Source organism: Pelagibius sp. CAU 1746 (assembly GCF_039839785.1).
Taxonomy (GTDB): Bacteria; Pseudomonadota; Alphaproteobacteria; order Kiloniellales; family Kiloniellaceae; genus Pelagibius.
Genome location: NZ_JBDOQT010000001.1, coordinates 1,059,519 through 1,084,372, shown reverse-complemented (window position 1 = coordinate 1,084,372; position 24,854 = coordinate 1,059,519). Strand labels below are relative to the sequence as shown.

The following is a 24,854-nucleotide window of genomic DNA, read 5'->3' as shown; positions in this document are numbered from 1 at the left end:
CCCCGACCATCTTGCTGAAGAGAGTCAGCCGCCCTTGGGCAGGCGGGCGCTTTGCGGCTGCGGCGCGCCCGGCTGCGGCGCGCCCCTCTCCGCCTGCCGGCGCTCCTCGCGCGGCATCTTGTTGAAGAACTCGCGATAGCATTTAGAGAAGTGCGAGGCCGAGACGAAACCGCAGGCCAGCGCCACGTTGAGGATCGACATCGCCGTCTGAGTCAGCAAGGCGCGGGCGCGGTGCAGGCGCAGCTCCAGGTAATAGCGGGTCGGCGTGCGCCCCAGGTAGCGGCGGAAGAGCCGCTCCAACTGGCGCGTGGAAAGCCCGGCCAGGCGCGCCAGCTCGGCCCGTGCCAAGGGATCCTCCAGATGGTCTTCCATCAAGGAGACGACCTGCAGCAGCTTGGGATGGCTGATGCCGAGACGCCCCTGCAGGCTCATGCGCTGATGGTCGTGGGTATCGCGGATGCGTTCATGGATGAATTGCTCCGCCACCTGGGCCGCCAGGTCGCGGCCGTGGGTTTCCGCGACGAGGCTGAGGATCATGTCCATGGAAGCGGTGCCGCCCGAGCAGGTCAGCCGCGCGCCGTCGACCTCGAAGAGCTCGCCGGTGACGTCCAGGTCCGGAAAGTCCTCGCGGAAGGCGTCCAGGTTCTCCCAGTGCACGGTGCAGCGGAAGCCCTCCAGCAGGCCGGCCCAGGCCAGGAGGTAGCTGCCCGTCGACAGCGCCCCCAGGCGGCAGCCGCTGCGGGCCAGACGGCGCAGGGCGGCGATGACGCCGGGCTCGCGCAGTCTCTGCACCTCCAGGCCGGCGACGACGATGAGGAAATCGGGCCGCCCGATGTCGTCCAGCCCGCCATCCGGCAGCAGATGCATGCGGCTGGAAGAGTGGATCGGACGGCCATCGGCGGTGAGGATGCGCCAGTCGTAGAGCGCCTCGCCGGACAGCCGGTTGGCCGCGCGCAGCGGCTCCACCGCGGAGCTGAAGGCCAGCATGGAGAACTGCGGCAGCAGCAGGAAAGCGAAGCTCTGGCGCGCCGCGCCGCCATTCCTTCCTGTCGCCATCACGTCCACTCCGGCACTCCTTTCCCCGGCCGGCCCGCTGCCGGCGCCCCGGAAACGCCCGCCTCGCCGATCCTGCCGGACCACAGCTTATCCGGTGGCGCGGTCATGAAAGCCGCCGGCAATCGAAGAGAACGTTGTCGTTCAGCCGGTAGAAGCGCCGCCGCTGCGGCGTCAACAGCCGCTTCACGCGGACCGGAGTGACCTCGAAGCCGGCCGCCGCCAGGCGGGCCGGAAAGTCGCCGCCGTAGTTCCGATAGTGATAGGGATGGCCGAAGCGGGCCATGCGCTCGGCCGGGCAGGTCACCTGTCCGCCCTCCTCGGTCACCGGCAGCTCCGCATCGTAGGGCACCATGACGATGGCCCGCCCGCCGGGGCGCAGCACCCGCGCCAGTTCGGCAAGCGCCGGGCCGTCGTCCGGCAGATGTTCCAGCACGTGGCTGCTGAGCAGCAGGTCGAAGTGTCCCGCGTCGAAAGGCAGATCGCAGAGATCGGCCTGCACGTCTGCCGCCGGGTCGAAGAGATCCACGCTTTGATAGCGCAGATTGGGCAGCGCGCGCAGCCGCGGCTCCAGGCAGGGTTCCGGCGCCGTGTGCAGCACCCGCGCCACCTGGCGCAGCAGCCGCGTGTAGCCCGTGAGGTAAAGCCAGAGGAAGCGGTGGCGCTCCAGCGAACCGCAGGTCGGGCAGAAGGCATTGCGCCGCCGCCCGAGCCCGAAAGGCAGGAACGCGGCGGCGCTGCGCCCGCAGACCGGGCAATGCAGCATCCCCGGCGCCACCGGGCGCGACGGCCGCCGGCGGTGCAGGTCCTCGCGGCGATAGACCTCGGCCGCGGAGAACCCCTCGGCGGCGATGGCTTTCACCTCTTTGTCCAGTCGCAGCAGCATCCCGGCAAGTTACCACAGGCATCTGTGAAGAATCACGGAGGGTTGCTACACGCGGCGGCTTTCCGGCGGGACGCCCACCTGCCAGGTCAGGCGTCCAAGTTCGCGGTAGACGAGATCCAGATTGGAATCGCGCAGCGTCGGCAGGTGATAGCGCGCCGCCAGCACGGTCTGGAAGTCCAGCTCGGCATGGATCAAGGCTTCCTTGTCACCGGCCTGGGCCAGGCACTTGCCGAAAGGATCGAGGATGCGGCTGCCGCCCCAGAAGGCGGCGCCGTTCTGCAGGCCGGCGAAGTTGGCCATGGCCAGCGGCATGCCATAGACCATGGCGTAGAAATCCAGCACCCGCTGCCAGCCGAGAGGATTGTCGAACTCGCCGCCCACGACGTCGCGGGCCGAGGCCACCGGCAGCAGCAGCAGCGTCGCGCCCTGCACCGCCGCCAGGTGCACCAGCGCCGGGTTCCAGCAGTCGGCGCAGATCAGGCTGGCGGCGCGCCAGCGGGGCCCCAGATCGAAGGTCTCCAGATAGCGTCCCCCGGCGAAGTGCTTTCCCTCCTCCAGCTTGCCGAAGGTGGCGAGGTTCAGCTTGCGGTGCAGGAAGCTGACGCAGCCCCGGTGCAGCACCGCCAGGGAGTTGTGGATCTGCGCGGCCACGCCTTCCTCGATGAAACCGACGAGGGTCCACATATCGCCGCTGGCCGCGCCGAGGCGCTGGATGAACTCGTGGTCCCGGGCGATCGCCAGCTCCAGGCTCTGCTCGCCGACGCAGTAGCCGGTGAGCGAGAGTTCCGGAAACAGCAGCGCCTCCGCCCCGGCGGCGCGGGCGGCGTCGATCACATCGAGGTGCTTGCGCAGATTGGCCTCGATATCGCCGTGACCGGCCTCGATCTGCGCGACGGCGAGGCGCAGCTTGCGGTCCGCCTGGATGGTCTTGTCCAAATCGCCTTCCTTCCCTCCCTCGGTCCGCGGCGCCGGGGCCGGGGACAACCCGGGCCAGTCAGCCGGGACGGGCGGGGACTGTCCCGCGCGCAGGCGACCTTGGCTGTCGCAGGGAACCAAAAACCACGTGGAGATCAGGGTTTGGCCCCGAAATTGTCCCTGGCGGCGAGCCGCAGCGGCCCCACCTAATAAACGTAAAGCGGCAATGCGCGGCGCAGCCTGGCCGGCCGCCCGGGGCCCGCCCCAGCCGGGCCCGTTGCTCAATCATTTGGGGAAATCGTGCGGCCCTGGGTTGAAGCCTCTGCCTCGCGGAATAGGTTCAAGTGACAAGGCGGCACTTCGCCATGGCGGCGGACAAGACGCCTTCCACCCTCACGAAGAGAGCGCTATCCAATTGTTTTTGAACTATGTTATCTAATCCTCCGAAGACGCCCTTTCGACACCGGGTCCACCGAAGGCCGGCATCTTGATGAGATGCTCTCACGATCCTGGCGAAAAACCCCTTGCCTTATTTACCTGATGAAGTGATTATGTTAAGCATCATTATGATTAATCTTGTTGATGAAATTTGGGGTTAATCCTCAACTGCAACGGTGGAATCTCGTGGAAACTGTGTCTGCAAATATCCAGAGCATCGAGAAGTATGTCGGTCAGCGCATTCGTGAGCGCCGCACCATGCTGGGCCTCACCCAGCAGCAGCTCGCGGAGATGATCGGGGTGACCTATCAGCAGGCCCACAAGTACGAGCGTGGGATCAACCGCGTGTCCGCGGGCCGGCTGTTCGAGATCGCCAAGGTTCTCGGCGTGGACATCGGCTTCTTTTACGAAGGGCTTAACAGCGAAGACAGCCGGCTGAACGAGCGCCAGCGCATGTGCCTCGATCTGGCCCGCAACTTCACACGGATCAGCAATGACCGTCACCAGGAGGCGGTGAGCCAGCTTTGCCGCGTTCTGGCCGACGGGGTACAGCACTGATCCGGCGTTAGCCCGCAGGCGGGCGACCGACGCCACGGTCCTGAGTGCCGGCCCGCTCCGGCACCAGGCGGAGGAGAGAGGCCGGCCGGAAAAGACCGCCCTCTTCCCCATCCCTCTCGTCGGGCGCCCGCAAAGCAGGTAACCTGCGCGCATGCCCGGGGCGGTTACCGTCGCCACTACGGCGGTCCGCCCAGACAACGTTGCAGGAAACCTATTCGACGTGCCCCTCCTTCCCCAACAGCAGCTTGTCCTTGAACTGCTCCGCATGTCCGGCGAGATCGCCGTATTGGAGTCGGCCGAGGGCACCATCCTCTGGCGCACCATGCAGGAGTGCCGTCACAATCACTGGATCACCTGGAAAGAGGTGAGCCCGGGTGTCCTTTCCGTCTCCCTGACCGCCGCCGGACGCCGCGCCCTGGAAACCGCCGGCTCCAAGGCTTAGCCGAACAGGCAGAGCAGGGCATAGCAATGCCCGAAGAGGCCGGTGAAGACGGCATAAAGCAGGACATCGACGGCCAAGCCCAGCGCCAATACCGGCAGGCAGACGTAGAGCAGGAAGTAGAAGGCGGCCCAGCGCGTGAAGCGGCGCCGGGGAATGACGTGGCCCAGCACGGCCGCGTCGTCGTCGCCCCCGGCGCGGCTGTCGTCTTCCCGGCTGTCTCGTGTCATGCGGCCGAGACTAGCCGTTGCCGCGGCATCGGAAAACCGGGAAACTGCCGCCCATGCTGGCACCCTCCCTGGACGATATCGGCGACGACCTGATCTGGCGGCCTTTGGCGCGGGATGCCTGGGAGGATGTTTTCCGCCAGACCGGCAGGAGCAGCCTGGAACAGTCCTGGGCCTATGGCGAGGCGGTGACCGCCCGGCACGGCTACGCCATGGAGCGCCACGTCATCGCCGCCCCCGGAGCCCACGCGGAGCGGGACGCAGGCTCCGGGACGCCGCTCGCCCTGGTGCAGGCCTACCGCAAGACCTACTGGGGCATCGGCGTCACCCGCATCCTGCGCGGCCCGCTGTGGCTGATCGACCCGCTGGCCGACCCGCGCAGCGCCGCGGTCTGCGCCGCCGTCGCCCGGCGCTACCGCGGCCGGCGCCTCGACTTCCTGTCCTGGCTGCCGGAACTGCCCGACGACCCACGCAGCCAAGCCGTCCTGAACGCCCTCGGCTTTCGCCGCGTGGTCACCGGCTATGCCTCGGCCTGGCTCGACCTGCGCCAGAGCCCGCAGGCCCTGTTGGCCGGCCTGCACGGCAAGTGGCGCGCCGCCCTGCGCAAGGCCGAACGCGAGGGCCTGGACATCTCCCTCGACGACAAGGCGCGGCAGAAGCAGGCGGCGCTGCTGCTCTACGACACCTTCCGCCGCAAGAAGCGCTTCGTCGGCCCTCCGGGAAACTTCATCGCCGCCATCGACGCCGCCGACGGCAAGGCCCTGCTCTCCCTCTCCGCGCGCCAGGGCGGCAAGCTGGTGGCCGGCGTCATCCTGCTGCGCCACGGCACCAGCGCCACCTACATGGCCTCCTGGACCAGCGATGCCGGGCGCGCGGGACAGGCGCACAATCTGCTGCTGTGGCGCGGCATCGAGACGCTGCAGCGAGACGGTATCCAGTGGCTCGACCTGGGCGGCCTCAACACCGAAAGCCAGCGCGGCCTCGCCCGCTTCAAGCTCGGCCTGGGCGGCGAAGTCTTCACCCTGACGGGGAGCTACCTTTAAGAGCAGCCCGGATCGAGGTCCGTCCGTCCGGCGCTGTGAAAGCGCAGCAGGATGCGCCTGGGCAGGAAGCGCCTGAGGTTGCGGCGCACCTTGCGCTCGACGACCAGCGGGTCCAGCTCCGCTTCGGGATCGCGCGAGAAGACCGCGGTGGTGGAGAAGTCGAGGAACTTGGCGTGCAGGATGGTGGTGGGGAAACGCCAGGTAACTTCGTAGTCCAGCGGCTGCCCGCCGGTCTTGGCCTGGGGGCAATCGCCAGACGGCGGACCGTAGCGTTCGGTCAGGGCGTCGACGACCTGTTCAAAGGCCGCAGGCACCGCCCCCGTGCGGCGGCGTTCCAGCAGCACCTGCTGCAGGCGCTCCGTCCGGTCGTTCATCTGCAGATAGGCGGTGAAGACGAGGCCGCCGATCTCGACCTCTTCCACCGCCAGCTCGGCGTAGGCGCCGCCGTAGACCCAGCGCCCCGGCAGCTCCGCCGCCCGTTCGCCCAGCACCGCGCGCAACTCCTCGCCGGTCATGCCCCAGCGCGTCGTATCCCAGCCCGGCAGATCCTCCAGAGCTGCGGCCGGCGCCGCCCAGCAGAGAAGGCCGAGCAGGAGCGCCGCCGCGCGCATCAGGTCAGCGCGTCCTGCGCGCCGTAGACCGCGTAGGCGCCGGTCAGATAGGTCTTGCGCAGAAAGGGCAATGGAAAGCGCGGCAGCGGCGCGCGCAGCACCGCCGGCAGGGCCTCGGCGCCCTGCACGCCGGCCACCTGGGCCGCGACGGCGCGCCCGGCCCAGGCGGTGAAGGAGACGCCGTTGCCGTGGTAGGCCAGCGCGGCATAGAGCCCCTCGCCTTCCAGCCTGCCGACGAAGGGCACCAGGGGCTTGGTCAGGCAGACCAGGCCGCGCCAGAAGTACTCCGTCTCCACGTGACGCCAGGCCGGATAGTGATGCTCGAAGCTGCGGCGCAGGCGGGCCTCAGAGCGCGCCGCCGCCGCCGGCGAGCCGGAGATGCCGCCGCGCCCGCCCCAGAGGAAGCGGCCGTCGGGCAGCAGGCGGAAGTAGTGCAGCAGGCGGCGGCTGTCGGCGCACATCACCGTGGAGGTCCAGCCCTGCGCCCTTTGCTCCGACTCGCTCAAGGGCCGCGTCACCATGATGCTGGAGAGCGCCGGCATGAGCTGGCCGGCCAGGGGCCGCAGAATGTCGTCTTCGGTATAGCCGTTGGTGGCGAAGATGACCTTGCGCGCCCGCATGCGCCCCGAAGGCGTGACCAGGATATGATCCTGCCCGTCGCGCTGCAGCGCCGTCACCGGCGAGCGGCCGTAGACCGTCACCCCGGCATCGAGCGCGGCGCGGGCCAGGCCGCGCAGGTACTTCAAGGGGTGCAGGCCGACGCCCGGCGGCAACTCCAGCCCACCGTGGAAGCCGGCGCCGGCGAGACCGCGCGCGGCCAGGGCGTCGCTGTCCAGCACCGGGCAGTCGAGGCCCACCAGGTCGCGCAGCTCCTCGCGCTCCGCCTGCAGCGCCGCGCCGCCGCGGCTCGCCCGGTGCGCCAGGATAACCTCGCCGCCGCCGGTGATGTCGGCCTCGATGCCGTGCTCGGCGCAGGTCTGCCGCACCAGGTCGATGGCCTCCATCTGAACGGCGAAGAAGCGGCGCGTTTCCTCCAGGCCGTAGCGCCGGGCCATGACCGCGTAGCCGAGCTTCGCCCCGCCCAGGCAGCAGAAACCGCCGTTGCGCCCGGAGGCGCCCCAGCCCGGCGTGCCAGCCTCCAGCACCGCCACCCCGGCGCCGTGCCGCTCGGCCAGGGTCAAAGCGGCGGTCAGCCCCGTGTAGCCGGCGCCGACGACCGCGATCTCGCAGGTGGCGGTATCGCGCAGCGGCGGCGTTGCGCGGTTCAGCGGCGGGGCCGAGGCCTCCCAGTAGCTGTCGACGGGAGCGCTGCGGTCATAGAGGGCGGGATGGTAGAGACGGCTCAAGAAAAAGGCTCCTGCAGGGATCCCCCAAGGGGGCCGACGACGTGGCGTCAGCATAGATTACAGGAGGAGGTAGGAAGAAGGCCTTGCGCGCGCTACCCTGTCATGCACGACAAGCAGCCGGGAGGAGCGGCAAGATGGGCCTGTTCAGCAAGTTATTCGGCGGCGGAGGCGGCGGGGCCGGCGGCGCCCGGGAAGGCGACGAGGTCGACTACCAGGGATTCAAGATCACCCCGGCCGCCCAACCGCAGAGCGGACAGTGGCTGACCGCCGGCGTGATCCGCAAGGAAGTGGGCGGCGAGGTCAAGGAGCACCGCTTCCTGCGCGCCGACACCCACGCCTCGGCGGAGGCCGCCAACGACTTCGCCGTCATCAAGGCGCGCCAGATCATCGACGAGCAGGGTGAGCGGATGTTCCGCGACTGAGCGCAGGAGACGACGCAATGCACTTCGAGGCTTTCCGCAGCAGCCTGGCGGAGGCGGCGCCTCCGGTGGGCCAGCCGCCCCTGCTGGCGGCCTTATGGCACGCCGCCAAGGGCAACTGGGACACGGCACACGGCATCGCCCAGGACGACGGCAGCGCCGAGGGTGCCTGGGTGCACGCCCATCTGCACCGCGTCGAGGGCGACGAAAGCAATGCGGGCTACTGGTACCAGCGCGCCGGCAAGCCGCACTGCCGTCTGAGCCTGGAAGAGGAGTGGGCCGAGCTGGCCCAGGCCCTGCTGCACGGCGCGCCGCTGTAGAAACCTTAGCCAAGACGCCGTCGCGGCCCGCCGATGCGCGGCACCGCCGCCAGCAGCGCCCGGGTGTAGGGGTGCTGCGGGGCGCGGAACACCGCCTCCGTCTCCCCTTCCTCCACGATCCGGCCGTCGCGCATGACGATCACGCGGTCGGCCACCTGGCGGACCACCGCCAGGTCGTGGCTGATGAAGAGGTAGCTGAGGCCCAGGCTCTCGCGCAGGTCCATGAAGAGGTTCAGCACCTGGGCCTGCACCGAGACGTCGAGGGCCGAGACCGCTTCGTCCGCAACGATCAGGTCGGGCCGGGTGATGAGGGCGCGGGCGATGGCGATGCGCTGGCGCTGACCGCCGGAGAACTCGTGCGGGAACTTGTCGGCGTCTTCCGCTCTTAGACCGACCGACTCAAGCGCCTCGGCGATACGTACCCGGCGCTCTTCACGGCTCACCCTTTCCAAGGCGTCCAGCGGCTCGGCGACGATCCAGCCGACCTTGCGGCGCGGGTCGAGGGAGCCGTAGGGATCCTGGAAGACCATCTGGGCGTGGCGGCGCAGCTTGCGCAGTTCGCCGGGCGAAGCGGCGAAGACGTCGTGGCCGCAGAGCATGACGCGGCCGGCGCTGGACGCCTCCAGGGCGAGGATGGCGCGGGCCAGGGTCGACTTGCCGCTGCCCGACTCGCCGACCACCGCCAGGCTCTCGCCGCGCGCCAAGGTCAGGGAAACGTCGTCGAGGGCGCGGTGATGCGGCGCCGCCGCAAAGAGCCGTTGGCGTGGCAAGGCGTAGTCGAGGGTCAGGTTCTCGACCTTCAGCAAAATGTCACCGCCGCTCATGGCACAGCCTCCTCTTCCAGGTGAGGATGCAGGCAGGCGACGCCGTGGGCGGCATCGAGGACGTGCTCCGCCGGCTGAGCCGGCAGGCAGTCGTCGCGCACGCGCGGGCAGCGCCCGGCGAAGACGCAGCCGGCCGGGCGCTGGCGCGGATCGGGCACCTGGCCGGGAATAGTGGCCAGACGTCTCCCCGGTGGCAGCGCGGCGTCCAAGGCCCCCGGCGAGGCGGCGAAGAGGCCGCGGGTGTAGGGATGGGCCATGCGCTTGAAGACGGCCTGGGTCTCGCCGCGCTCCACCACGCGCCCGGCGTACATGACCAGCATGCGCGCGGTGTTCTGCCAGACCACCGCCAGGTCGTGGGTGATGAGCAGCAGCGCGAGCCCCGCCGCCTCCGTCACCTCGGCCAGCAGGTCGAGGATCGCCGCCTGGCTGGTAACGTCCAGCGCCGTGGTCGGCTCGTCGGCGATGAGCAAGGCGGGATCGCAGGCCAGCGCCATGGCGATGACCACGCGCTGGCGCTGCCCCCCGGAGAGCTGGTGCGGATAGAGGCCGGGGGAAAAGCGCGGCTGCGGCAGGCCGACGCGGTCGAGCAGCGTCACCGCCCGCGCCTCGGCCTCGGGGCCTGACAGACCGAGATGCCAGCGCAGGCCCTCGGCCACCTGGAAGCCGATGGTCTTCACCGGGTTGAGCGCCGTCATGGGTTCTTGGAACACCATGGCGAGACGCCGGCCGCGCACCTTGCAGAGCTCGGCCTCCGGCAGCGCCAGCAGGTTCTCTCCCTCGAAGGAGATCTCGCCGGCGGCCCGCGCCTGGGCGGGCAGCAGGCCCATGAGCGCCAGGGCGGTCATCGACTTGCCGCAGCCGGACTCGCCGACGATGCCGAGGCTCTGCCCCGCCGCCAGCTCGAAGGAGACGTCCTGCAGGATGGGCGCCGGACCGTCGGGCGTGTCGAGGGTGACGCAGAGACCGGCGACGGAGAGCAGGGTCATCGCTGCCTCCTGAGACGCGGGTCCAGCAGGTCGCGCAGGCCGTCGCCCAAGAGGTTGAGGCCCAGCACCGTCACCATGATGGCGAGACCCGGGAAGATCGCCAGGTGCGGGGCGAGGCTCATGAGGGTCTGCGCCTCGTTCAGCATCTTGCCCCAGGAGGGCGCCGGCGGCTGGGTGCCGAGGCCGAGGTAGCTCAAGCCCGCCTCCGCCAGGATCGCCAGCGCGAACTGGATGGTCATCTGCACGATAAGCAGGCTGGCGATGTTGGGCAGGATGTGTTCCACGGTGATGCGCGCCCGGCCCTTGCCGGCGACCCGCGCGGCCAGCACGAAGTCGCGCTTCCACAGGGAGAGCGAGGCGCCGCGCGTCAGCCGCGCGAAGACGGGGATGTTGAAGATGCCGATGGCGATGATGGAGTTGATGGCACCGGGGCCGAGCACGGCGGTGATCATCACCGCGGAGAGCAGCGCCGGGAAGGCGAAGGTGAAGTCGTTGAAGCGCATCACCACTTCCTCGACCAGCCCGCGCCGCGCGGCGGCCAGCGCACCCAGCGGCACGCCCAGCCCGGCGCCGATACCGACGGCGACCAGGGAGACGGCGATGGAGTTCACCGCCCCGGCCATGAGCCGGGACAGCACGTCGCGCCCGTAGAGGTCGGTGCCCAGCCAATGACCGGCCGAGGGCGGCTGCATACGGTTCGGGATGTCGATGGCGTCGATGGGATGGGGCGTCCAGACCAGGGAGACCAGCGCCATGGCGACGAGCAGCAGGGTTACCGCCAGCCCGAAGATGAAGGCGGCGGAACCGCGCCCGCGCGCCCAGTATTCGCGCCAGACCTCAGTCGACCCGGAATCACTCATGGGATCGGCCTCCGCGCAGGCGCGGGTCGATGACGGCATAGGCCAGGTCGACCAGGAAGTTGACCACCACCACGGCGGCGGCCAGCAGCATCACCAGGTCCTTCACCACGATGAGGTCGTGCTGGGCGATGGCCTGAAAGATCAGGCGCCCCAGGCCCGGCAGGTAGAAGACGTTCTCGATGATGATGGTGCCGGCCAGCAGGAAGGAGAACTGCAGGCCCATGATGGTTACCACGGGAATGAGGGCGTTGCGCACGGCGTGGCGCCACAGGGCGGCGGAGCGCGTCAGGCCCTTGGCGCGGGCGGTGCGCACGAAGTCCTCGCCCAGGGTCTCCAGCACCGAGGAGCGGGTGACGCGGGCCAGGATCGCCGCCTGCGGCAGGGCCAGCGCCACTGCCGGCAGGATCAGCGTCTTCAGCGCCGGCCAGGCCCCGGCGTCCCAGCCGGCGAAGCCGCCGGCCGGCAGGATCTGCCACTGCACGCCGAACAGCAGGATCAGCAGGATGGCGAACCAGAAGTTGGGGATCGCGATGCCGAGCTGGGTAAAGCCCATGACGCCCGCGTCCGCCGCGCGGCCGCGCCGCGCCGCCGCCAGCACGCCCAGCGGAATGGCCAGCAGGGTCGACAGCGTGATCGCCATGAGCGCCAGCGGCAGCGAGAGGCCGAGGCGCTCGCGCACCAGCTCCCAGACCGGAACGCCGTAGGTGTAGCTGGTGCCCAGATCACCGGTGACGAGGCCGCCGAGCCAGAGGAGGTAGCGCTGCGCCGCCGGCTGGTCGAGGCCCATCTGCTGGCGCAGGGCCGCCAGGGTGTCCGGCCGCGCGTTGACGCCCAGCATGACCGCCGCCGGGTCGCCGGGCAGCACCTCCATCACCAGGAAGACCACCAGGCTGGCGACCAGCAGGGTGACGGCCAGGGCGGTCAGGCGCTGCAGCAGGAAGAGGGTCATGACGCTTTATACGCGACGAAAAGAATGTCCCCTCCCCCCCAAAGCCCATTTGGGTGGGGGAGGGTTAGGGTGGGGGGGATGCGGTGGTTCCGCTTGATCAATCGCTGGCGGCTTACGCCGACCCCCCTCCTCAATCCTCCCCCGCAAGGGGGGAGGAGGAACTTTCTAGCCGAGGCCAGGTCGGATCTTACTTCCAATAGACTTCCGTCAGGTCGTTGGCCTGCACCGGGCTGTTCTCCCAGAGGCCCATGACGTCCTTTTTCCAGACGCCGTGCTTGGCGAGCTGGAAGAGGAAGACGTTCACCGAGTCCTCGGACAGCTTCTTTTGCGCCTCGGCGAGGATGGCATAGCGGTCCTTCTCCGCCACGGTCGCGTCCAGCTTTGTCATCAGCGCCTTGAAGTCCGCATCGTGGTAGTCGAAGTAGTAGTCGTCGCGGGCGTAGATGCCGATGTCCATGGGCTCGGTATGGGAGACGATGGTGAGGTCGTAGTCCTTGGCCTTGAAGACCTGCTCCAGCCAGCCCTTCCATTCCAGTTGCTCGATCTCGGCCTTCACGCCGACGGCGGCGAGCTGGGCGGCGATGATCTCCCCGCCGCGGCGCGCGTAGCTGGGCGGCGGCAGTTTCAGGCTGAGCGTCAGGCCGTCGCCGTAGCCGGCCTCCGCCAGCAGCGCCTTGGCCTTCTCCGGGTCGTAGGGATAGCGCCCGGTGAGATCGACATAGGCCGGGTGGTGCGGGGCGAAGTGGGTGCCGATGGGCGTGCCGTAGCCGAACATGGCGCCGTCGACCACCGCCTTGCGGTCCACCGCCTGGGCGAGCGCGCGGCGCACGCGGAGATCGTTCAGCGCCTCGCGCCCGTTGTTCATCGCCAGGATGGTCTCGCCCTCGGTGGAGCCGACCTTCACGGCAAAACGGGGATCGCCCTCGAACTGGGCCAGGGCCTCCGGCGCCGGGAAATTGGCGAAGACGTCCACGTCGCCGGCCAGCAGCGCCGCGGTGGCGGCCGCCGGATCGGGGATGATCTTGATGGTCGCCTTGGCGAGCTTGGCCGGCGTGCCCCAGTAGTCCGGGTTGCGCGACATCTCGATGCGGTCGCCCTTGACCCAGCGCTCGAACTTGAAGGGACCGGTGCCGACGGGATTGCTGTTGTTGGTCGCGGCGCTTTCCGGCGCCACGATGACCGCGTCGCCCCAGCCGAGGTTGAAGAGGAAATTGCCCGCCGCCTGCTTCAGGGTGATGACCACGGTGGAAGCGTCGGGCGCCGCGACCGACGCGATGGGCGCGAAAAGACCCTTCTGCGCGTTGGTGCTGTCCTCGGCCAGGGCGCGGTCGAGGGAGAACTTCACGTCGGCGGAGTCGAAGGCCGTGCCGTCGTGGAAGGTCACGCCCTGGTGCAGGGTGAAGGTATAGGTGAGGCCGTCATCGCTCACCGTCCAGCTCTCGGCCAGCGCCGGCTTCACCGCGCCCTTGCGGTCGATGCGGGTCAGGCCCTCGAAGATGTTGGCGTAGACCACCTCGTCGATGGCCGCCGCCGCGCCGGCCGTCGGGTCGAGGTGCGGCGGCTCCAGCACCATGGCGAGAACCAGGCTGTCCTTGGCAGCCTGCGCCGCGGAAGCCCCCGCAAGGGTCCCACAGGCGACGAGAACGGCTGCACACGCACGCACAATAGTCGGTCTCATGAGTCCTGCTTTGCCTCCGTGATTCTTCGCGGTCCGGTGAGAGAACCAACCGCTTTTCCTGTCCTGGCAGGAGTTTAGCGACCCCCTGCCTGCCCCAAAAGCGCCAAAGTCGCGGCGGCCATGACCTTGGCCGAGGCCACCATGTCGTCGATGCCGACGTACTCGTCGGGCTGGTGCGCCAGGTCGAGGATGCCGGGACCGTAGGCGATACAGTCCTCCAGGTGGCCGACGCGCACGATGTGCTTTTGGTCGTAGGTGCCGGGGGAAACCACCTTCTCGGCGGGTCTGCCCAGCACTTCCTCGATCGCTTCCGAGACCGCGCGCACTACCGGCGCTTGCGGATCGGTCATGGTCGGCTGAAAGGCCAGCACCTCGCGCAGGGCATAGTCGAAACCTTCTCGGTCGTGCTTCAACCCTTCCAGCAGGGCGACGATCTCCCGCTTCACCTCCTCCGGGTCTTCCTCGATGAGGTAGCGGCGGTCCAGCACCAGGCGGCAGGAGTCCGGCACCAGGGGCGCCGGCAGGCCGTCGAAGTCTTCGCCGAGGCCGCCGTGGATGGAGTTGATGTTGAGGGTCGACTGGCGCGCGCCCTCCGGCACCACCGGCATCTCGGTGCGCTTCTCAGCCAGGGCCGGGTAGAGCTCGCTCTCCAGCTTCTGCAGGAAGGCGCCCATGTGGCGCACCGCGCAGTCGCCGAGGAAGGGCATGGAGCCGTGGGCGATATGGCCGTGGGTTTCGATCTCGGCCCACCAGACGCCGCGATGGCCGATGCAGACCCGGTCGACGTTCAGCGGCTCCGGGATGATCACATGGTCGACGCGCGGGCGCGAGAAGAAGCCCTGCTTGGCCAGGTAGCCGACGCCGCCGTAGCCGCCGGTCTCCTCGTCCACGGTGCCGGAGACCTCCAGCGCGCCGGGCAGGTCGTCATGTTCTTCGAGCAGCGCCTCCACGGCGATGACCGCGGCGGCGAGGCCGCCCTTCATGTCGCAGGCGCCGCGCCCGTAGACCTTGCCGTCGCGCAGCAGGCCCTCGAAGGGCGGCACGGTCCAGCCGTGCCCGACTTCCACCACGTCGATGTGGCCGTTGAAGTGGATGCAGGGGCCCGGCCGCCTGCCCTCTTTGCGCGCCACCACGTTGGTGCGGGGATACCTGTCCGAATCGCCCGCCGTGCCCTCGCCGCGGTGATAGCCGACCTCGAAGCCGCGCGCCGCGAGGCGCTGGCCCAGAAACTCGGCGCAGGGCGTGTAGGCCTCGCCCGGCGGATTCACCGTGGGAAAGCGGATGAGGTCCCGGGTCAGCGCGACCAGGTCGTCGCGCTTGGCCTCGATACGGGCGAAGAGGGAATCGTGCATACCGGGTCCATCTAGCCACAAGCAAAGATTCCAGGACAACATCATTCTACCCGCGACTCCCGGTTGCGGTAAGATGACGGTCCGGCCGTAGCATCCGCGCCAGAAGCGGCGAAGCCCGACATCGGCTCACCCTCGTCTTGGGGAGACACAACCTTGACCAAGATTCGCGATATTCATGCCTATGCAGCGGCATTCCCGAGCGATACCATCGATAGGAAGAGGGCCCTGGATTTCGCTCTCGACATCCGAAAGTTCGAGATCGGGCTCTACTGGCGCCGCGCCACCTATTTCTGGACGCTGATCGCCTCAACCTTGGCGGGGTACTTCGCTCTCGCCAGTTCGGGACCCGGCAATGTCCATCTCACGATCATCGTCGGCTGCATCGGTTTCCTTCTTTCCATAGGCTGGTTCCTCGTCAACCGGGGCAGCAAGTACTGGCAACAGAACTGGGAACGCCACGTCGACTGTCTTTCAGACGATCAAGTCGGCCCCCTCTACCGAACCGTAATCTCCAAGGAACTTTTCAGGCCGCTCAGCCTGACCGGCGGATACCCCTATTCGGTTTCGAAAGTGAACCAAGCGACCAGCTTCTTCGTCATGCTGCTGTGGCCTTCGATCGTGCTGCCGGAGCTCGTGGCGTTGTGCATTCCCCTGCCTGTTCAGTTCTTGCAGTTGGCGCTCGTGGTCACCGCCACGGCCGTCTTCGCGATCATACTCTTCTTCTTTTGCAAGAGCGGCGAGCAGGGCGAGGATCGAGAAGTCCGCTTCGTACAGGCCGGACTTTCCTGAGCGGCGCCTCAAGCGGGAGCGCGGCCGAAGCGCAGCAGCCAGAGCCGCTTCAGCCACCAGAAGACGCCCCAGGGGTGGGCGCGCCCGAACCAGCGGCGCCAGCCGAAGCGCGGCGGGTCGCCGGGCTCCAGCTTGACGAGGCGCAGGGCCTTCACCGCCGCGCCGGCCTCCGGCGCGGGGCTCTCCACCGCCTGGATACGGTCGTCGGCCAAGGTAACGCGCAGGCTGACCGGCACCGCGCCGCGGCGCGGGTCGTAGACCCAGAGACGCACGCGTTCCACCCCGTCGCGGCCCAGGCTCAGCTCGTCCTCCAGGCGCCAGGCCACCACCCACTGCGGCGCCGCATCCTCGGCATCGCGGATCAGCTCCACCAGGCAGGGTGCGCGTTCCCGGAGACGTTTGCGCAACTCGGCCAGAGCGCCGCGGCACTGCATGGCGATCCAACGCCCGCCGCCGGCCACCGGCGGATTCAGCTCCAGGGTCACCTCGACCTCGGAGAACAGGCCGCTGGCGTTGAGTTCCTGCTGCAGGGCGCGGGTGAGCTGCGCCGCCGGCAGCCAGTTGTCGGGCACCCGCCCCAGGATCGCCCGCCACTGCAGCGCCTCGGCGCCGCCCCCCGCCAGCGCCGCCCGGCAGCGCGCCAGCAGGTAGGGCCGGAGCGCTTCCCAGACCGGCTTGTTCGTTGGGTTGGTCAGGCCGCCGGCGGCGGCCCGCGGCACCGTCAGCCGCCGGCGGTGGTAGTCGGCAGCAGCGATGGAGAGGGCCACGGCCTGCAGGTCCGCCTCGTCCAGGGGCTGCGCCGCCAGGGCCGCGGCAAGATCCGCCGCACCGAAGGTGTCGGCCTGCTCGCCGTAGAGATTGACGAGCCGCTCCCCCGCCTCGGCGCCGGCGGCGGCGAGATCGGCTGCGAAGTCCGCCGCCTCTTGCGGCGTCAGACTCCACGAAGGCCACCCCGCGGGATCGTCCAGCCAGGGACGAAAGCGGCTTTCGTAGACCGACAAGGCTAGCGGCGGCGGCCGGAGGACTTGGGCGGCGAGGATCGAGCGCCGGCGGCGGCGGCGCGGGCCGTCGCGGTCTCCTCGTACCAGCGCCCCAGCGCCGCCAGGGCCTCGGCCGAATCTTCCCGCTTTGCCTGAAGCTCCAGACCGCAGGCGGCGCAGACGATCGGCTGACCGCTCAACACCGCGGCGATCGGCAGCGCCAGCGCCTGGCCGCAGTCGGGACAGGGGATGCGGCCCGGCGTCGTCGCATCGGGTTGCGGCTCAGCCATTGCCGCGGTTCCGGCGATCGCGATTGCCCGCCGCAGCCGGCGGCGTCTCGGAGGGCGGCGGCGGCAGCGGCGTCTGCCGCGTGGTCTCCGCCGCCAAGGCCAGCAACTGCGCCAAGCCGCCGGGCATGTCGGCCTGCTCGATGCGCAGCTTCATCTTCACCAGCATGTCGACGGAGCGGCGGTCGCCCGCGCGCGGCTCGCGCGCGAAGGCGGCGCGCAAGGTGGCCGGCGGCTCCCGCAAGGGCCCGGCGCCCCGCGCTTCGATGAGCTGGTTCACCTCCGCCTGGCGCTGGGGCAGGGCCTCGGTCTGGACGATCTTCACGGTGTAGTCCAGCTCCGCGTCCTTGATCTGCAGCGCCGGGATCGGAAGCATGGAGAGCAGCGGGATCTGCACCTCCACGTCTTCCTCCGTGCCGTCGGCGCTGCGGCGCCTGCGGGTGAAGCGCGCCATCTGCAGGTCGCCGAGGTCGCCCATGCCGCCGGGCTCGCCTTCTTTCGGGCCGGTGAAGCCGACGGCGCGCACGAAGCGGGCCGTGGCCATGGCCGACTGCGCCTCGGCATCGACCAGCGCATGGATCGGCGCGCCGATAAGCTGCGCCAGCGACAGCACGCCGCTCTGCGGCTCCGGCAGCTCAGGGGCGCCGCCCGGCAGGACGCCGTTGCCGCTTCCGCCGTTGCCGTTCCCACCGCTTGCGGCCCCACCGCTTTCGGCCCCGCCGCTTCCGGAGGCTGCGGCGGCCTTGTCGGTGTCGTCAGACATATTGCCCTCCCTACTCCGATGCCCCTATTCCGACGTGAGGGCGTGGCGCGTGGTCCTCTCGCCGACCTTCACCTCGGTCCACACCATGTTGCGCACCACCGCCTTGATCTTCACGCTGGACAGCGCCGCCTCGCCGAGCTGCGAGAGCTGGCCGCCTTCCACCATGATTTCCAGGCGCGCATCGCTGTTGCCCTGCCAGATGGTTTCGATTGCGGGCGTCATGGCGCCGACCGCCTGACGGATGTCGCCCTCTTCCATCAGCGGCAAGACCATGGCGCGCAGGTCCCGTTTCATCTGCTGCTCGGCCTCGCTGCCAGGGGCGGTGTAGGCCTCCTTGGCGTAAGGCTCCATGGCCCAGCGGATCGGCCGCTCCAGTTCCTGCAGGGCGAGCGCGGCGTTGAACCTGCCTTCGTCGTCGATCAGGTGCGTGTAGGACTCGATGAAATAGCGCAGCACCTTCTGGCGCATCTCGATGCGCAGCGCGGAGGAGTTGGTTCCCTTGGTCAGGTAGGTCCACCAGGTCTCACGGAAGGCTTCGTCGCTTTCGTTGCGCGCCCGCGCGATATCCAGGAAGGTGGCGACAAGACGCTCCACCGAGCGCTCGAAGAGCACCGCCGCGTTGGCTTCCTGGCTTTCGTGATTGACCTCGCTGTCGGGCACCCCGGCGATGGAGAACTTGAGATCCAGTTCGACCTCCTCCACGTCGGCGCGCGGCACCGGAAAGCGGCGCAGAAGATAGTCGTTCTCGTAGTAGCGCGAGATCGAGCGTGAATAGAGATCGGCGCTGAAACGCGCCTTCGCCAGGTCGCGCAGAATTGCGCCTACGATCTGCTGAAGATCGGCCATTCGGTCCTGCTTTGCCTCCCCTCGGCGCCGGCTCTCCGCCCCGCCGTTCCGCTAGACTACGCCGGAGAGCGTTCCGCCAGCCAGCCAGCCCAGCACCCCGCGCCACAGACGGGTCTGCACCCGGCGGAAACGCGTGAGGACGCTGGGACGGCCCGGCAAGCTGCCGTCTTCCGGCGGCCCCAGCGCGATCAGTTTCCCCCGCTGCGGCCCCCACCGCCGCCACCGCCGCCGCCGCCGGCCGGCTGCTCGGCCACCGCCGGGGGCGCCTGGATGGTATCGGCCAGGATGTTCAGCATCTTGGCGAGGCCCGCGGGCAGTTCGTCCTGAACCGCGTGGACGTGCACGTCGATGGTGGTCTCCACCGCGTACTTGGAATTCTTGGTCGACTCCGAATCCTTCTTGGAGGAAATGGAGGCTTCCAGGCTCGCCTTGAAGAAAAGGTAGCGCGCGCTGGCGTTGACCTTAGCCTGCTTGTTCACCGACTGGACCGTCTTGTCCTCGCTCTCGGTGCTGGACGACACGTTGGCCTTGAAGTCGATGGTCATCTCGTCGATGCGGATGAAGGGGATCGGCACGATGGTGAGCAAGGGCACCGTGATCTCGCTCTCGGTCGCGCCCTTCTTGGCCGTGAAGGTGATGTTCTGGACCGCGCCCTTGTCGTCGAAGCCGATGTTGCGGATGAAGTTGACCGACGACATGGCCGCGCGGGCCTGGGCCTCGATCGCCGCGTCCAGCGGCCCGCCGATCAGCGAGCCGAACGGAAGTGCCTGAAGTTCACCTGCGACTGCCATGCTGTCCCCTCCACCCTTTGTCTACCGTCCCCACACGGTCCCGGGAAAATCCCCAGCCTAGGTGCGGCGTCCTATTTGCCTGCAAGTATAGCCAGCGGGTTTTGCGGCAGCAATTAGCTTTCCAGCACAAAGGGATTACTTCGAATCGGGGAGCCTCGGAATAATACTGTGATATTAATGTGGCGCACGAGAAATCAAGGCGCCGAAATTAACCATACTGTACTATTGAAAAGCTGAATAATACGGCGACCCCAATGCCCCGCCGCCGGCGACTTGGCGGGAGAGACGCGAAGCGCCCCTCTCGCCGCGCGAATTCTCCCGGCGGCCGCCGGCTTCTAGAATTCACGCCGGAGGCCAGCGGGCTGAACTGCGGGCCGCCTAGAATTCCTTCGCCAGCTTCTGCTTGCCGGTGATGATGCGCAGCATGGAGTTGAGGGTATCCTCGTCATTGTCGAAGCCGCCGTGGCTGGTGCTCTTGGACTTCGGCTTCACCGCCTGGGGCAGGCCCAGGGCACGGACCACCGTCTTCTCGTTGCCCGGCTTCACCTCGTTGCCGATGGACCGGCGCACCCGCTCGACGAGCTTTCTTTCCTCCTCTTCCGCCGCGCTCGGGCTGTGCGTCTTCTTGCGCGCCTTGATACCGGCTTCCATGCCCAGCAGCGGCACGCGGTGGCGCGTTTCGAAGGCTTCGGTCACCAGGTAGAGCAGGCTCTTGTGGTAGACGCCGCCGACGTTGTCGTCCTGCTCCACCTCGTCGGTCAGGTTGAAGAGGGCGAAGCGCTCCACCTCCCGGCCCAGGTGCTTGGCGATGTTGGCGTCGAAAAGCTCCAGGGTGCAGGCCGGGGCGAAGAGCGTCAGCGACTTCACCGGCAGCCCCAGTTCCACCAGCACCGGCAGCAGGTGGCCGAGGAAGATGCTGCCGGCGCTGTGGCCGACCAGATGCAGCTCCGCCTTACCCTCCAGCTCCGCGAAGGCGGCGGCGATGCGCGCGGCGGTGTAGCGGGCGCCGCCGTTCGCGTCGGAGGCCCGCATCGCATTGTCCTTCATCTGGCTCCACACCGGCCTGCCCAGGGGCCGCGAGGCCAGTTCCACGCCCTCGTCCAGCAAATCGAAGAAGCGGTCCTTCATCTTGTCGGCCCAACCCTCGAAGCGGCCGCGGCGGAAGGCGTCCTGGACGATGCCTTTCACGGAATCGAGGAAGCCCGTCTCCCACATGAAGTGCAGCGGATAGATCTGGTTGCCGAGGAAGTAGGGCTGCATGGAGGCGATGCGCGAGGCCGAGGCCTTTTCGTTGTTGAGGCCGCCGTGGCAGTAGATGGCCAGCTTCTTGGGGCCGGCCCAGTCCTTGGAGGTTTTCTTGAAACCGCCGAGCACCACCTCGTCGACCTCCGCCTCGTCGCTGGAATAGATGCCGGACTGCGAGAAGCGGCCATCGTTGCCCAGGTTCACGAAGTGCGGGCGGATGGTGTCCAGCACCACCGACTCGTCGGGAATGAAGCCGAACTCCGAGGCGCGGCCGTGCACCAGGGAGCCGCCGTCGGCGAAGCTCAGCGCCGGCACGCCGAGGCGCGCCACCCAGCAGTCGAACGCGTTTTCCAGCCAATCGTCGTAACCGATGTGGCAGAAGCCCTTGGCGCCCCAGCGCGGCCCCCAGGAGTTCTGGATCCAGAAGCCGCGGTCGTCGTAACCGACGATGGCAAAAGCATGGCCGCCGATCTTGGTCTTGCTGTAGGGGATGATCCCGTCATTGCCGACCTGCTGCCAGCCCTCGTGGACCGAGGCGCTGGCGTAGAGAATGCCGGCCTCGGCCAGGGCGGCCTGCATGTTGTTGAGGTAGAGATGGCGCACCCGGTAGTAAGCGCCCAGCGGCTGGTTCAGCGCATTGCGCTGGCGCTGCGGCGTCAGCTTGCCCGGCTTGCGCGCATCGTAGGGCCAGTCGCCCCAGGTGCAGACGCCGTGGCGCGACCAGCCCTTCATGGCGCCGCGGACGGAAGAACCGTCGTAGTTCTCGCCCTGCCACTCGTCGTAGCGCTTGGCCATCTCGTAGAGCATGCGCGCGCTGGCGCCGTTCTCTTTCTTCTTATAGGCGTTACGCCGGGCGGCGGTGAAGTCGGAGCGGTTGTGGTGCAGGAAGTTCACCACCGCGGCCAGGCCGAAGCCCGTGCAGGCGCCTTCCTGCCCCTGGTCCAGGATGACGGGCACGAAGGCGCGGTTGTCGATCCTGAAAGGCAGCTCGAAGAGGCCGCTTTCGTAGACCAAGTCGCGCAGATCGAGAGGATCCTTGACGACGCCCCCATAGGTCTTGCCGTCGCCGTTCTGTGATCTCGGCATCACACACCTCCCCTTCGATGTCTTTGCGGATTGGGAAGAGTGTCCGGTCAATCGCCTTGCGCCGTCAAGCAGCCTAGCGCCAAAGAGCCGCCGCTACCTCTTAAGGAGCGCGAGGAGGCGCTGCGGCTGTGGCGTAAGAACTCCTTCTCTCTCTTCAACGCCGGAGAGCTTTCCGGCTGCCGTGGGCGCGCGATCCCGAACGCCGCACGGAGCGACCGCCGACCCGGGACCCGGGAATCGCCCGACCGTTACGGCGGCACCGTGAATCGGGTTTCTCGACCCTGCCGGACACTCCGGAGCATGACGAAAAAAACGACGGTCGCATGAACCGGGAAGTCGCCGGAATTCCTGGATGGAATCGGGGGCGTGGCAAGCCGGCCGCGGACCTGCGGCCTTTGCGCGCTTGACTCCTCGAGGCCTCGGGCGGCAAATGGCTCCCTGTTCACCGGCGGCGGCAACGTATTAAAAAACCGACAAATTTTAGCTATCGGTCAGGACGCCCGGCCTTCGCAAAAGCGAAGGAAACCTCCGTCGCCAGGGCGCCCGACAGGGTTATCGGCCAAGTTCGCCGCCGACCGCTCCAGGGGGTTGAGCCTTCATGGCTTCTACTGCGAAACAACATTTCTCGGAGCGCGAGCAGCTCCGGTGCTTCGACCTGTTGAACACGCCGATCTGGATCTTCGACGTCGAGCGCCATGCCGTCTGGTGGGCCAACCGCCGCGCCCTGCAATTCTGGCGCGCGCAAAGCCTGGACGAACTTCTGGCGCGCGACTTCGCCAGCGACAGCCCAGCGGTGCGCCAGCGCCTCGCCCAGGTGATCGCCAAGACTCCGCCGGGCGAGGTGGCGAGCGACACCTGGACGCTTTATCCGAACGACACGCCGGTGACGGTCCTGCTGGCGATGACGCCGGTGACCGTCGAGGACGGCCGCGACGCGATGCTGATCGAAAGCTCGGCGCCGCTGGATCTGCACAGCAACGAGGAAGCCCTGCGCCTGCTGGAGGCCACCCGCTACACCTCGCTGATGGTCAGCACTTTCTCGCTGGAAGGCCGCCTGCTGTCACGCAACCCGGCCGCCATCGACACCTTCGGCAAGAGCAACGAGAAGAAGGACGCGGCGGACAACGACCTCGACCGGCAACTCGGCGATCCGCAGGTCGCCGAAGCACTGCGCCAGAGCGTGTCCGGCGGGCATCCCTTCGCGCGCGACCTCAAGGTGCGCACCGCCCAGGGGCCGCGCTGGCATCAGGTACAGGCACAGCGCGGCCGCGACCCGCGCACCGGCGAAGGCGTCATCGTCGTGACGGAGACCGACATCACCGGGCGCGTGCAGGCGGAGGCCCGCCTCGCCAGCCTCAATTCGGAGCTGGAAAAGCGCGTGCGCCAACGCACCGCCGCCCTGGAGCGCAGCAACGAGGAAGCCATCGAAGCCCGCTACGAGGCCGAGCGCGCCAACCGCATCAAGTCCAAGTTCCTGGCCAACATGAGCCACGAGCTGCGCACGCCCTTGAACGCCATTCTCGGCTTCTCGGACATCATCCGCCTCGGCGTCTTCGGCCCGATCAACGAGCGCTACCTGGAGTACGTCACCGACATCAACGCCTCCGCCCTGCATCTGCTGGGCCTGATCGACGGCCTGCTCGACCTGGCCAAGATCGAGGCGGGCAAGATGATGCTGCAGGAATCGGAGCTCGACCTGCGCGCCCTCTTGAATGAGACGCTGCAAATGATCGCCGCCACCAACCAAGGCAATGGCAAGGAGCTGAGGCTGGAATGCCCGCTGCCCGAGGTGCCGCTGCTGGCCGATGCGCGCCTGATAAAGCAGGTGGCGCTGAACCTGCTGTCGAATGCGGCCAAGTTCACGCCGGAACAGGGGTCCATCACGGTTGCGGTGCGCCCGGGCGGGGCCACGGAGAGCGGCGGGGAGAACGGCGGCCTGGAGGTGCGCTTCACCGACAACGGCATCGGCATCGACGCCGGCAAGCTGGACCTGGTGTTCCGCCCCTACGAGCACAACGCCAGCTTCGCCGGCGGCGTGAAGAACACCGGCCTGGGCCTGCCCATCGCCCGCTCCTTCGTCGAGCTGCACGGCGGCTCGCTGCACCTGGAAAGCAAGCTCGGCGAAGGCACCACGGCGGTGCTGCGCCTGCCGGCGGCGCGGGTGCTGACGCGCAGCGCCCCCCTGGCCGGCGCCGGGCGGATGGCGGCGGAGCACTGACGCCCCGCGCCCGGCCCAGCCGGGGGCCGCGGGAGGATTCGCCGGACTAGAGTAGATCAGGGTCGGCCGGAATCGCCGAAGGCGATCCACCGGCCCTGTGAATCCGGTCTAGGTGGCGGCGAGCCTTTCCCGCGCTTCCTTGGCGAGGCGCACCAGCAGCGGCCGCAGTTGCTCGGGGGCGCCCGGCGGCGTTTCGAACCAGAGGCGCTCGACGCGGTCCCCCAGGGCGAGGTCGAGGCCTTCGGGATCGAGGCCGGTCAGCAGCCAATCGCCGGCCGGCGCCCGGCAGAAGGCCCGGGCGTAGAGCGCCACGGCCTCGGCATGATCCGCGTTCATGTGGTCGACCGCGCCGGCTTCGAAGTCCGCCAGCTCTTCCAGGCCGGTCATGTCGATCAGGAGGTCCGCCGGCGTCATCGCGTAGGCCCGCCCGAAACCGCCGTTGAGACTGGCGCGCGCGACCTCCAGGCGCCAGAAACTGAAATCGGGGAAGTCGACGTAGAGCCCGGCCTTGGGGTGGCGGGCCAGGTAGCGCCGCTTCAGGCGTTCGCGCGGCCCCGCCGGCCCGATCCGCCCGGCCCTGCCGATGAGGGTGAGGCGCGGATGGGCGAGCGGATCGCCCTTGCCCGGTTCGCCGAGCAGGATCGAGCAGCGCGGATCCTTCAGCAACGCCTGGGTATGGGCCGAGAGGGTCGAGGTGAGGATGACCGGCGCACCGTCCAGGTCGGTCGCCAGCGCCGTGCGCGTCGCCAGGGGGCCGCCGGTCTCCGGATCCAGGGTCGCCAAGGCGCCGTGGCGGGCGCGGCGCAGCAGGTCCTTCGCCAGCCGCCGCGCCTCGGCGTCGACCGGCAGCAGGGGATCTTTCTTTTTCGCGGGCCGGGCCATGCCGCCACTATAGAACCGGGCCCGGGCGCAGGAAAATCCCGTTCCGCGCATCCACCGGCGGAT

26 protein-coding genes are annotated in these 24,854 nt (G+C 68.6%); 7 read left to right on the top strand and 19 right to left on the bottom strand.

Translation table 11 applies throughout. The annotated features are described in order from the left end of the window. Positions 1 to 24 precede the first annotated feature (24 nt). The 3 genes from AAFN88_RS05175 to AAFN88_RS05165 all read right to left on the bottom strand — a co-directional run bounded on the left by AAFN88_RS05175 (position 25) and on the right by AAFN88_RS05165 (position 2,875). Positions 25 to 1,056, bottom strand: a complete 1,032-nt coding sequence (locus AAFN88_RS05175) for a GlxA family transcriptional regulator (RefSeq protein WP_347518743.1) — start codon at positions 1,054 to 1,056, stop codon at positions 25 to 27. Positions 1,057 to 1,159: 103 nt separating this feature from the next. Then, positions 1,160 to 1,939: a class I SAM-dependent methyltransferase gene (locus AAFN88_RS05170; protein ID WP_347518741.1), complete on the bottom strand. Its 780-nt coding sequence runs from the start codon at positions 1,937 to 1,939 to the stop codon at positions 1,160 to 1,162. A 45-nt stretch (positions 1,940 to 1,984) separates the two neighbouring features. Continuing rightward, positions 1,985 to 2,875, bottom strand: a complete 891-nt coding sequence (locus AAFN88_RS05165) for a nitrilase-related carbon-nitrogen hydrolase (RefSeq protein WP_347518740.1) — start codon at positions 2,873 to 2,875, stop codon at positions 1,985 to 1,987. Between the two features lie 612 nt (positions 2,876 to 3,487). Between AAFN88_RS05165 and AAFN88_RS05160 the strand changes: the two genes are divergently transcribed. After that, a complete protein-coding gene (locus tag AAFN88_RS05160) occupies positions 3,488 to 3,850 on the top strand; it encodes a helix-turn-helix transcriptional regulator (RefSeq protein WP_347518738.1) in 363 nt (120 codons plus the stop codon). A 220-nt stretch (positions 3,851 to 4,070) separates the two neighbouring features. Further along, positions 4,071 to 4,292, top strand: coding sequence for a hypothetical protein (locus tag AAFN88_RS05155; protein ID WP_347518736.1), 222 nt, complete (start codon positions 4,071 to 4,073; stop codon positions 4,290 to 4,292). Here the strand turns inward: AAFN88_RS05155 and AAFN88_RS05150 are convergent. Next, the gene (locus tag AAFN88_RS05150) at positions 4,289 to 4,519 is read right to left on the bottom strand and encodes a hypothetical protein (RefSeq protein WP_347518734.1); all 231 of its coding nucleotides are present in this window, start codon (positions 4,517 to 4,519) and stop codon (positions 4,289 to 4,291) included. The genes AAFN88_RS05155 and AAFN88_RS05150 overlap by 4 nt on opposite strands. A gap of 53 nt (positions 4,520 to 4,572) precedes the next feature. On the opposite strand from AAFN88_RS05150, the gene AAFN88_RS05145 reads away from it, so the two are divergent. Continuing rightward, positions 4,573 to 5,559, top strand: a complete 987-nt coding sequence (locus AAFN88_RS05145) for a GNAT family N-acetyltransferase (RefSeq protein WP_347518732.1) — start codon at positions 4,573 to 4,575, stop codon at positions 5,557 to 5,559. On the opposite strand, the gene AAFN88_RS05140 is transcribed toward AAFN88_RS05145, so the two are convergent. Together AAFN88_RS05140 and AAFN88_RS05135 are read right to left on the bottom strand one after the other, a co-directional pair. After that, positions 5,556 to 6,170, bottom strand: coding sequence for a hypothetical protein (locus AAFN88_RS05140; protein ID WP_347518731.1), 615 nt, complete (start codon positions 6,168 to 6,170; stop codon positions 5,556 to 5,558). The genes AAFN88_RS05145 and AAFN88_RS05140 overlap by 4 nt on opposite strands. Beyond that, entirely contained in the window at positions 6,170 to 7,516 is a 1,347-nt protein-coding gene (locus tag AAFN88_RS05135) for an FAD-binding oxidoreductase (RefSeq protein WP_347518729.1), read from the bottom strand. Before AAFN88_RS05135 ends, AAFN88_RS05140 begins: the two co-directional genes overlap by 1 nt. 134 nt (positions 7,517 to 7,650) lie before the next feature. On the opposite strand from AAFN88_RS05135, the gene AAFN88_RS05130 reads away from it, so the two are divergent. Both AAFN88_RS05130 and AAFN88_RS05125 read left to right on the top strand, forming a co-directional pair. Beyond that, a complete protein-coding gene (locus AAFN88_RS05130) occupies positions 7,651 to 7,938 on the top strand; it encodes an HlyU family transcriptional regulator (RefSeq protein WP_347518728.1) in 288 nt (95 codons plus the stop codon). 17 nt (positions 7,939 to 7,955) lie between these two features. Then, on the top strand, positions 7,956 to 8,255 hold the full coding sequence (locus AAFN88_RS05125; protein WP_347518726.1) for a hypothetical protein: 300 nt from the start codon (positions 7,956 to 7,958) through the stop codon (positions 8,253 to 8,255). Between the two features lie 5 nt (positions 8,256 to 8,260). Here the strand turns inward: AAFN88_RS05125 and AAFN88_RS05120 are convergent, their stop codons facing one another. From AAFN88_RS05120 to AAFN88_RS05095, 6 genes are all read right to left on the bottom strand, one after another. After that, positions 8,261 to 9,079 (bottom strand): ATP-binding cassette domain-containing protein, encoded by an 819-nt coding sequence (locus tag AAFN88_RS05120; RefSeq protein WP_347518724.1) that lies wholly within the window; start codon positions 9,077 to 9,079, stop codon positions 8,261 to 8,263. After that, entirely contained in the window at positions 9,076 to 10,065 is a 990-nt protein-coding gene (locus AAFN88_RS05115) for an ABC transporter ATP-binding protein (protein WP_347518723.1), read from the bottom strand. Before AAFN88_RS05115 ends, AAFN88_RS05120 begins: the two co-directional genes overlap by 4 nt. Next, entirely contained in the window at positions 10,062 to 10,925 is an 864-nt protein-coding gene (locus AAFN88_RS05110) for an ABC transporter permease (protein WP_347518721.1), read from the bottom strand. Before AAFN88_RS05110 ends, AAFN88_RS05115 begins: the two co-directional genes overlap by 4 nt. Then, a complete protein-coding gene (locus tag AAFN88_RS05105; protein WP_347518720.1) occupies positions 10,918 to 11,874 on the bottom strand; it encodes an ABC transporter permease in 957 nt (318 codons plus the stop codon). The genes AAFN88_RS05110 and AAFN88_RS05105 overlap by 8 nt, the downstream gene beginning before the upstream one ends. A 187-nt stretch (positions 11,875 to 12,061) precedes the next feature. Then, positions 12,062 to 13,552 (bottom strand): ABC transporter substrate-binding protein, encoded by a 1,491-nt coding sequence (locus tag AAFN88_RS05100; protein WP_347518719.1) that lies wholly within the window; start codon positions 13,550 to 13,552, stop codon positions 12,062 to 12,064. Positions 13,553 to 13,626: 74 nt separating this feature from the next. Next, a complete protein-coding gene (locus AAFN88_RS05095) occupies positions 13,627 to 14,904 on the bottom strand; it encodes an acetylornithine deacetylase/succinyl-diaminopimelate desuccinylase family protein (protein ID WP_347518718.1) in 1,278 nt (425 codons plus the stop codon). Between the two features lie 153 nt (positions 14,905 to 15,057). Between AAFN88_RS05095 and AAFN88_RS05090 the strand changes: the two genes are divergently transcribed. Beyond that, positions 15,058 to 15,693, top strand: coding sequence for a hypothetical protein (locus tag AAFN88_RS05090; protein ID WP_347518716.1), 636 nt, complete (start codon positions 15,058 to 15,060; stop codon positions 15,691 to 15,693). An 8-nt stretch (positions 15,694 to 15,701) separates the two neighbouring features. Here AAFN88_RS05090 and AAFN88_RS05085 read toward each other — a convergent pair whose 3' ends face one another. The 6 genes from AAFN88_RS05085 to AAFN88_RS05060 all read right to left on the bottom strand — a co-directional run bounded on the left by AAFN88_RS05085 (position 15,702) and on the right by AAFN88_RS05060 (position 21,691). Further along, a complete protein-coding gene (locus tag AAFN88_RS05085; RefSeq protein ID WP_347518714.1) occupies positions 15,702 to 16,694 on the bottom strand; it encodes a hypothetical protein in 993 nt (330 codons plus the stop codon). A 2-nt stretch (positions 16,695 to 16,696) separates the two neighbouring features. Beyond that, positions 16,697 to 16,963: a hypothetical protein gene (locus AAFN88_RS05080; RefSeq protein ID WP_347518713.1), complete on the bottom strand. Its 267-nt coding sequence runs from the start codon at positions 16,961 to 16,963 to the stop codon at positions 16,697 to 16,699. Next, on the bottom strand, positions 16,956 to 17,723 hold the full coding sequence (locus AAFN88_RS05075) for a DUF2589 domain-containing protein (RefSeq protein WP_347518712.1): 768 nt from the start codon (positions 17,721 to 17,723) through the stop codon (positions 16,956 to 16,958). The genes AAFN88_RS05080 and AAFN88_RS05075 overlap by 8 nt, the downstream gene beginning before the upstream one ends. 24 nt (positions 17,724 to 17,747) lie before the next feature. Continuing rightward, complete coding sequence (locus AAFN88_RS05070; protein WP_347518711.1) at positions 17,748 to 18,569, bottom strand: hypothetical protein; 822 nt, start codon at positions 18,567 to 18,569, stop codon at positions 17,748 to 17,750. Positions 18,570 to 18,757: 188 nt separating this feature from the next. Further along, positions 18,758 to 19,360, bottom strand: a complete 603-nt coding sequence (locus AAFN88_RS05065) for a DUF2589 domain-containing protein (RefSeq protein ID WP_347518709.1) — start codon at positions 19,358 to 19,360, stop codon at positions 18,758 to 18,760. Positions 19,361 to 19,738: 378 nt separating this feature from the next. Further along, positions 19,739 to 21,691, bottom strand: coding sequence for a C1 family peptidase (locus AAFN88_RS05060; RefSeq protein ID WP_347518708.1), 1,953 nt, complete (start codon positions 21,689 to 21,691; stop codon positions 19,739 to 19,741). Positions 21,692 to 22,289: 598 nt separating this feature from the next. Here AAFN88_RS05060 and AAFN88_RS05055 point away from each other — a divergent pair. Continuing rightward, positions 22,290 to 23,909, top strand: a complete 1,620-nt coding sequence (locus AAFN88_RS05055) for an ATP-binding protein (protein ID WP_347518706.1) — start codon at positions 22,290 to 22,292, stop codon at positions 23,907 to 23,909. 108 nt (positions 23,910 to 24,017) lie between these two features. Here AAFN88_RS05055 and AAFN88_RS05050 read toward each other — a convergent pair whose 3' ends face one another. Continuing rightward, positions 24,018 to 24,791: a HugZ family protein gene (locus AAFN88_RS05050; protein ID WP_347518704.1), complete on the bottom strand. Its 774-nt coding sequence runs from the start codon at positions 24,789 to 24,791 to the stop codon at positions 24,018 to 24,020. Positions 24,792 to 24,854 lie beyond the last annotated feature (63 nt).

Bases quoted from the DNA above. Each gene is read 5' to 3' on its own strand.
- AAFN88_RS05175 (WP_347518743.1), bottom strand. From the start codon at position 1,056: ATGGCGACAGGAAGGAATGGCGGCGCGGCGCGCCAGAGCTTCGCTTTC.
- AAFN88_RS05170 (WP_347518741.1), bottom strand. From the start codon at position 1,939: ATGCTGCTGCGACTGGACAAAGAGGTGAAAGCCATCGCCGCCGAGGGG.
- AAFN88_RS05150 (WP_347518734.1), bottom strand. From the start codon at position 4,519: ATGACACGAGACAGCCGGGAAGACGACAGCCGCGCCGGGGGCGACGAC.
- AAFN88_RS05145 (WP_347518732.1), top strand. From the start codon at position 4,573: ATGCTGGCACCCTCCCTGGACGATATCGGCGACGACCTGATCTGGCGG.
- AAFN88_RS05140 (WP_347518731.1), bottom strand. From the start codon at position 6,170: ATGCGCGCGGCGGCGCTCCTGCTCGGCCTTCTCTGCTGGGCGGCGCCG.
- AAFN88_RS05130 (WP_347518728.1), top strand. From the start codon at position 7,651: ATGGGCCTGTTCAGCAAGTTATTCGGCGGCGGAGGCGGCGGGGCCGGC.
- AAFN88_RS05125 (WP_347518726.1), top strand. From the start codon at position 7,956: ATGCACTTCGAGGCTTTCCGCAGCAGCCTGGCGGAGGCGGCGCCTCCG.
- AAFN88_RS05120 (WP_347518724.1), bottom strand. From the start codon at position 9,079: ATGAGCGGCGGTGACATTTTGCTGAAGGTCGAGAACCTGACCCTCGAC.
- AAFN88_RS05115 (WP_347518723.1), bottom strand. From the start codon at position 10,065: ATGACCCTGCTCTCCGTCGCCGGTCTCTGCGTCACCCTCGACACGCCC.
- AAFN88_RS05110 (WP_347518721.1), bottom strand. From the start codon at position 10,925: ATGAGTGATTCCGGGTCGACTGAGGTCTGGCGCGAATACTGGGCGCGC.
- AAFN88_RS05105 (WP_347518720.1), bottom strand. From the start codon at position 11,874: ATGACCCTCTTCCTGCTGCAGCGCCTGACCGCCCTGGCCGTCACCCTG.
- AAFN88_RS05100 (WP_347518719.1), bottom strand. From the start codon at position 13,552: ATGAGACCGACTATTGTGCGTGCGTGTGCAGCCGTTCTCGTCGCCTGT.
- AAFN88_RS05095 (WP_347518718.1), bottom strand. From the start codon at position 14,904: ATGCACGATTCCCTCTTCGCCCGTATCGAGGCCAAGCGCGACGACCTG.
- AAFN88_RS05080 (WP_347518713.1), bottom strand. From the start codon at position 16,963: ATGGCTGAGCCGCAACCCGATGCGACGACGCCGGGCCGCATCCCCTGT.
- AAFN88_RS05075 (WP_347518712.1), bottom strand. From the start codon at position 17,723: ATGTCTGACGACACCGACAAGGCCGCCGCAGCCTCCGGAAGCGGCGGG.
- AAFN88_RS05070 (WP_347518711.1), bottom strand. From the start codon at position 18,569: ATGGCCGATCTTCAGCAGATCGTAGGCGCAATTCTGCGCGACCTGGCG.
- AAFN88_RS05065 (WP_347518709.1), bottom strand. From the start codon at position 19,360: ATGGCAGTCGCAGGTGAACTTCAGGCACTTCCGTTCGGCTCGCTGATC.
- AAFN88_RS05060 (WP_347518708.1), bottom strand. From the start codon at position 21,691: ATGCCGAGATCACAGAACGGCGACGGCAAGACCTATGGGGGCGTCGTC.
- AAFN88_RS05055 (WP_347518706.1), top strand. From the start codon at position 22,290: ATGGCTTCTACTGCGAAACAACATTTCTCGGAGCGCGAGCAGCTCCGG.
- AAFN88_RS05050 (WP_347518704.1), bottom strand. From the start codon at position 24,791: ATGGCCCGGCCCGCGAAAAAGAAAGATCCCCTGCTGCCGGTCGACGCC.